We start from the raw sequence: 4,675 nt of genomic DNA on the forward strand, positions 1-4,675 counted from the left end.
GATTGGTGGTACGCTTTGCCGCACACTCTTTATTGATGAAGAACATAATCATGAGCAAAATGGACTTTCCCATCATCATCGGCATCCTGGTGATGCTGGCCCTGTGGCTCGGCGCGCTCTTCAACATTGGCGATATCACCTGCAGCATTTCACGTCTGTTTCACTGGATTGAAAGCCAACGCGGCTAACCCGACGCCGCCGCAGGCGGTGGAAAACTTCGGCTATGATTGATAGACGTTACGCTATTTTCCGAGACTGTCGCTCGCGATAAAGAGGACTGCATCATGACCGACTATGAGTTCTACAATCAGATCCTGACCCGGCTGGCCGCCAATCACCCCGGCACGCTGGATGAAAAAACCTACGAACTGTGGAAGCAGGACGCCACCAGCCCGCACGCCTTCGCCGATCCCTTCGCCTATCTCAAAACCAAGGGGCTGATACAAGCCTACGTGATGAGCGACATCGACGAGAACAACTATGATATCGATCCGCACCAAACGCGGATCACCACCGCCGGTCTTGAGTTCATGCGCAACGGCGGGTTTAAGTAAGCAAAAAAACCGCCGGGCGGCGGTTTTTTATCCTAAAAAGCCTGCGGACCGGTGGTTCAGGCGGGGAAAGGCCGATAAAAAATGCGCAGCACTTCGTTGTCGCCCTGGCGTAAAAAACCGCCTTCCGGCTGCCAGCGCAGATCGCGCGCCAGATTGAGATTTTCCCAACCGACCGCGCCCCCCACGCCGATGCAAAGATTTTTATTGCCCGCGGCAAATCCCGCGCCGGTGCCGATCATGGCATGCAGCAAACGGGGCGCCGCCGCGTCGCGCAGGGAAAATATACCGATAAAACATCCCTGCGGCGCGCGCAGCATATCCGCCATGGTGCGGATCTCGGTATCATCAGGGCTGACGAAATGTTTGTATTGCTTATCGAACACCGTCAGCCACAGCTGCTTGTATTTCGCCTTGCTGAACGCGCCTGAACGATGAGCGCAAAGCACCACCGCATCCCAGCACATCTCCCCGCTCAACGAAAGGTACTCTTCCGTATCGGCTTGCGGCTTGTCAGCGTAATGCCGCGCAAACTCAGCCGCATTCAAATGCGGCGGCACAGCCTGTTTGGCAACGTCACTCTTGTAGCGCTTGAAATTCAACCAATGCATGGGAAGTATCCTCTTCACCCACGAGATTAATGAATCTGAAGCCGTGGATGAGACGAGCCATCAAATCCAGGGCGTCGTCGGCGATGGCGGTTTCGTCATCATCCAGCCCTTGCTCCACCGACCGCTCAATCGCGTTCATCACCGCCGGAGCGCTGGTTTCTTCCCCCTGCGCCACCACGTCTAATACGGCTTTGCCGATCGCCAGACAAAGCTCATGATCAAACTCAACCTCTTTATACGGCTGCATAATCACCCCGATAAATTTTCACCCAAGAATACTAGACCACAATGGCGTATCGCGCCTGCCATCGTAGCGCAGCAAGGTATGCAGCCAAAGATAAATGCATCAGGCTCCGGGTTGATAGCCCGAAGCCCGATAAAGAGCAGGTTATTGCGGTGCTTGTTCGGCGGGGCGAATAATAAAACAAGTGGCGGTTGCTGAAGCCAGCAGCTTCCCTTCCGCCGTTTTGAGCGTGCCTTCAGCGAAAGCGACGTTCTTCGCCGCATAGACCAGACGCCCCTCGGCGATCAGATCAGTTTCCTTCGGCACAGGGCGCAACATTTTAACCTGCAGATCGACGGTGCCATAGCCAATCCCCGCGCCCAGCGTACTGTGCACCGCGCAACCGGTCACCGAGTCCAAAACCGTGGCGGCGAAACCGCCATGTACGCCCCCCAGTGGATTCAGATGGCGCCCGTCGGCCCGCGCCGCGATGCGGATATACCCCTCTTCCACCGCGACCGGTTTCATGGGCACGGTTTCAGCGATCGAGGCCGGTGGGATCTTGCCAGCCATCGCAGCCTGTAATAACGCCAGCCCGGTCATTTTTGTCGGGTCCATTGCTCTCTCCTCTGGTGGTAAACCGGTTATATAGGAGAGGTCTGACCTCTTAACTTGCTTTTTCGTGCTGATGTCGTCAGCCGCCTGCTCTTCAGATTCTCTGAACGTGACCGTCATCACTCTTTAGAGCTAATAACCACAATTTTTTAGCGCCTTTAGATTTAAAACAACTTTCTACTGTAAACACCGCCGGAAACTGAACGCAGTTAAGTTCAACATTATTAAGGCGTATCTATCATGGATTTCTTTCTGCAATTAGCGGTTATATTGGCATGCCTGCTGTATGGGGCGCGTAAGGGCGGCATTGCGCTGGGGTTACTGGGCGGCATCGGTTTGATGATCCTGGTGTTTGGCTTTCACCTGCAGCCCGGCAAACCGCCGGTAGACGTGATGCTGGTGATCATCGCGGTGGTGGCGGCCTCCGCCACCCTGCAGGCTTCAGGCGGGTTGGACGTCATGCTGCAGATCGCCGAGCGAATGCTGCGGCGCAACCCGCGTTATGTCTCGATCATCGCCCCCTTCGTCACCTGCATTCTCACTATCCTGTGCGGCACCGGCCATGTGGTGTACACCATCTTGCCGATCATCTATGACGTGGCGATCAAAAACAATATCCGCCCGGAACGGCCGATGGCGGCCAGTTCGATCGGCGCGCAGATGGGCATTATCGCCAGCCCGGTGTCGGTGGCGGTGGTGTCACTGGTGGCGATGCTCAGCAGCTACACCTTCAATGGCCGCCATCTGGAATTCCTCGATCTGCTGTCTATCACCATCCCTTCGACGCTGTGCGGCATTCTGGCGATCGGCATCTTCAGCTGGTTCCGCGGCAAAGACCTGGACAAAGACCCGGAGTTCCAGAAGTTCATCTCGGTGCCGGAAAACCATCGCTACGTCTACGGCGACGCCGCTACCCTGCTGGACCGGGTATTGCCGCGCAGCAACTGGATCGCCATGTGGATTTTCCTCGCCACCATCGCCCTGGTGGCGGTGCTGGGAGCCTTTTCCGGCCTGCGGCCCAGCTTCGGCGGCAAGCCACTTTCCATGGTTCTGGTGATCCAGATGTGCATGCTGATGGCCGGGGCGTTGATCGTTATCATCACCCGCACCAACCCGGCGTCTATCTCTAAAAACGAGGTATTCCGTTCCGGCATGATCGCCATCGTGGCGGTGTATGGTGTTGCCTGGATGGCGGAAACCATGTTCGGCGCGCACCTGGCGCAGATCGAGGCCACACTGGGTGTGTTGGTGAAAGAGTACCCTTGGGCCTATGCGCTGATCCTGCTGCTGGTGTCGAAATTCGTCAACTCGCAGGCCGCCGCACTGGCGGCGCTGGTGCCGGTGGCGCTGGCGATCGGGGTTAACCCTGCCTATATCGTCGCTTCGGCGCCGGCCTGTTACGGTTATTACATTCTGCCAACCTACCCCAGCGATCTGGCGGCAATCCAGTTCGATCGCTCCGGCACCACCCGCATCGGCCGCTTCGTGATCAACCACAGCTTTATTCTGCCCGGCCTGATCGGCGTCAGCGTCTCCTGCGTCTTCGGCTGGATCCTCGCTGCGGCGTTCGGTTTCTTATGAGTTGTACTTCGGAGCCCTGCGGGGCTCCCTGCAAGCAGGATGACAATCCATGGGTATAAGACATGACAAGACAGGGAAGAATGCAGGTGTAATGCGAATGACAGAAACAAAAAAACCGCCTCTCGGCGGTCTACGACATTACTACTTATTGCTTTGATTATTCGGTATTTTCGTTCCCTGGTACCCGGGGCGGGACTTGAACCCGCACAGCCATAAGCCGAGGGATTTTAAATCCCTTGTGTCTACCGATTTCACCACCCGGGCTCGGGAAAGTTGGAGGCGCGTTCCGGAGTCGAACCGGACTGGACGGATTTGCAATCCGCTACATAACCGCTTTGTTAACGCGCCTTTATTCTGTTTGCCTTTTCAGGCCAAAGCCGGTGATTCACCCACTTCGTTTTGTTCTTTTTAACTGCGATGTTGAAATCGCATATCTTAATCATCTGATTCTTAAGTAATTTATTTCGTTACCGCCGAATCGATGGACTGCATTATGGACTAAACCCCCCACCTTGGCAACCCCCCGAAATAGCAAAAAGTTCTCTAACGCTTTCAACTGCTTATTTTGTGGGCGCACTGTTCACAATGCCAACGGAAAGGCAAGCGGAATGTTGATTTTATATGCATCGGCTCGAGGATTCACGGGCAAATCGGATCTTTTTTCTCGACATGAATCGCTTACGCACCTCTCTCCGGCTTTTCACCCGCTTATGATGATGGGATATCATGCAAAACATCATCATGGGAGACATCGCGCAATCTCCGCCGCCCTGAACGGCCAACGTAACTGCAAAGCTGGAGACTGACGTCAGGTTTTCCAGCGCACGATGGGTCGGCATCAATCCCCCACAAAGCACCGGCAGATGCCCAATCAAATGTGCCTGTTTTCGCTGTTCAACGGGGCATCCTACGGCAGGAAAACGACAGGAGAGATAGGGACAATAGTCGATGCAGGAAGATGCAGACAGGTTTCGCCGGACGGCAAAGGAATAGAAAACGAAAAAGGGGCCGAAGCCCCTTTCTCTTACCTGCCGAATCGCGGGGATTCAACAGGCCAATATTTGGAGCGGGAAACGAGGCTCGAACTCGCGACC

General features: G+C 55.4%; 7 protein-coding genes and 2 tRNA genes. 4 read left to right on the top strand and 5 right to left on the bottom strand.

Annotated features, from left to right (window positions below):
* Positions 1 to 188: hypothetical protein (locus ADK28_RS32390; protein WP_053093507.1), on the top strand; the 188-nt coding region annotated here is incomplete at its 5' end.
* Positions 189 to 284: 96 nt separating this feature from the next.
* Complete coding sequence (locus ADK28_RS04060; protein WP_016928237.1) at positions 285 to 554, top strand: hypothetical protein; 270 nt, start codon at positions 285 to 287, stop codon at positions 552 to 554.
* 56 nt (positions 555 to 610) lie between these two features.
* Here ADK28_RS04060 and ADK28_RS04065 read toward each other — a convergent pair whose 3' ends face one another.
* The 3 genes from ADK28_RS04065 to ADK28_RS04075 all read right to left on the bottom strand — a co-directional run bounded on the left by ADK28_RS04065 (position 611) and on the right by ADK28_RS04075 (position 2,120).
* Entirely contained in the window at positions 611 to 1,162 is a 552-nt protein-coding gene (locus ADK28_RS04065) for a hypothetical protein (protein ID WP_048794958.1), read from the bottom strand.
* Complete coding sequence (locus ADK28_RS04070) at positions 1,128 to 1,409, bottom strand: hypothetical protein (RefSeq protein ID WP_048794959.1); 282 nt, start codon at positions 1,407 to 1,409, stop codon at positions 1,128 to 1,130. Before ADK28_RS04070 ends, ADK28_RS04065 begins: the two co-directional genes overlap by 35 nt.
* 141 nt (positions 1,410 to 1,550) lie before the next feature.
* Positions 1,551 to 2,120 (bottom strand): PaaI family thioesterase, encoded by a 570-nt coding sequence (locus tag ADK28_RS04075; RefSeq protein ID WP_239686203.1) that lies wholly within the window; start codon positions 2,118 to 2,120, stop codon positions 1,551 to 1,553.
* A 120-nt stretch (positions 2,121 to 2,240) separates the two neighbouring features.
* On the opposite strand from ADK28_RS04075, the gene ADK28_RS04080 reads away from it, so the two are divergent.
* A complete protein-coding gene (locus ADK28_RS04080) occupies positions 2,241 to 3,581 on the top strand; it encodes an anaerobic C4-dicarboxylate transporter (protein WP_004927934.1) in 1,341 nt (446 codons plus the stop codon).
* 178 nt (positions 3,582 to 3,759) lie between these two features.
* On the opposite strand, the gene ADK28_RS04085 is transcribed toward ADK28_RS04080, so the two are convergent.
* Positions 3,760 to 3,845: transfer RNA gene (locus ADK28_RS04085), tRNA-Leu, on the bottom strand.
* A 10-nt stretch (positions 3,846 to 3,855) separates the two neighbouring features.
* Positions 3,856 to 3,929: transfer RNA gene (locus ADK28_RS04090), tRNA-Cys, on the bottom strand.
* A 515-nt stretch (positions 3,930 to 4,444) separates the two neighbouring features.
* On the opposite strand from ADK28_RS04090, the gene ADK28_RS32665 reads away from it, so the two are divergent.
* Positions 4,445 to 4,675: hypothetical protein (locus ADK28_RS32665; RefSeq protein ID WP_204375363.1), on the top strand; the 231-nt coding region annotated here is incomplete at its 3' end.

It is taken from the genome of Serratia sp. 506_PEND (genome assembly GCF_001076875.1).
GTDB classification, from domain to species: Bacteria; Pseudomonadota; Gammaproteobacteria; order Enterobacterales; family Enterobacteriaceae; genus Serratia; species Serratia marcescens.

Bases quoted from the DNA above. Each gene is read 5' to 3' on its own strand.
- ADK28_RS04070 (WP_048794959.1), bottom strand. From the start codon at position 1,409: ATGCAGCCGTATAAAGAGGTTGAGTTTGATCATGAGCTTTGTCTGGCG.
- ADK28_RS04075 (WP_239686203.1), bottom strand. From the start codon at position 2,120: ATGACGGTCACGTTCAGAGAATCTGAAGAGCAGGCGGCTGACGACATC.
- ADK28_RS04080 (WP_004927934.1), top strand. From the start codon at position 2,241: ATGGATTTCTTTCTGCAATTAGCGGTTATATTGGCATGCCTGCTGTAT.
- ADK28_RS04060 (WP_016928237.1), top strand. From the start codon at position 285: ATGACCGACTATGAGTTCTACAATCAGATCCTGACCCGGCTGGCCGCC.
- ADK28_RS04065 (WP_048794958.1), bottom strand. From the start codon at position 1,162: ATGCATTGGTTGAATTTCAAGCGCTACAAGAGTGACGTTGCCAAACAG.